The organism is Aquibacillus sediminis (genome assembly GCF_005870085.1).
In the GTDB taxonomy this organism is placed as follows: Bacteria; Bacillota; Bacilli; order Bacillales; family Amphibacillaceae; genus Aquibacillus_E; species Aquibacillus_E sediminis.
Map to the genome: position 1 here is coordinate 1 of NZ_SZNM01000081.1, position 523 is coordinate 523.

The window sequence follows — 523 nt, forward strand, 5'->3', positions numbered from 1 at the left end:
GGAAGCTAAGTTGTGTCCTAGGAGCCAGCCGCCTAAGGTGGGGCCAATGATTGGGGTGAAGTCGTAACAAGGTAGCCGTATCGGAAGGTGCGGCTGGATCACCTCCTTTCTAAGGATATTATAGGAATTCATACTTGGTTGTTTGGTTCAGTTTTGAGAGATTAAACTCTCAAATTATGTACCTTGAAAACTAGATAAGAAAAATCAAGAGTGAAGGCTTAGTTGATAAGCTGGAACGAATGATGACAAGACATCAAACAAAACGTCTTTTTTACTGTAATTAATATAGTTAAGTGATTAAGGGCGCACGGTGGATGCCTTGGCACTAGGAGCCGATGAAGGACGGGACAAACACCGATATGTCTCGGGGAGCCGTACGTAGGCGTTGATCCGGGAATTTCCGAATGGGGAAACCCACTGCTCGTAATGGAGTAGGACTCCTTACTGAATACATAGGTAAGGAGAGGCAGACCCGGGGAACTGAAACATCTCAGTACCCGGAGGAAGAGAAAGCAAATGCGAT

2 rRNA genes are annotated in these 523 nt (G+C 45.7%); both read left to right on the plus strand.

Annotated features, from left to right (window positions below):
- Positions 1-109 (plus strand): 16S ribosomal RNA (locus tag FCI53_RS21720); the annotation flags it as partial.
- Between the two features lie 178 nt (positions 110-287).
- A 23S ribosomal RNA gene (locus tag FCI53_RS21260) occupies positions 288-523 on the plus strand; the annotation flags it as partial.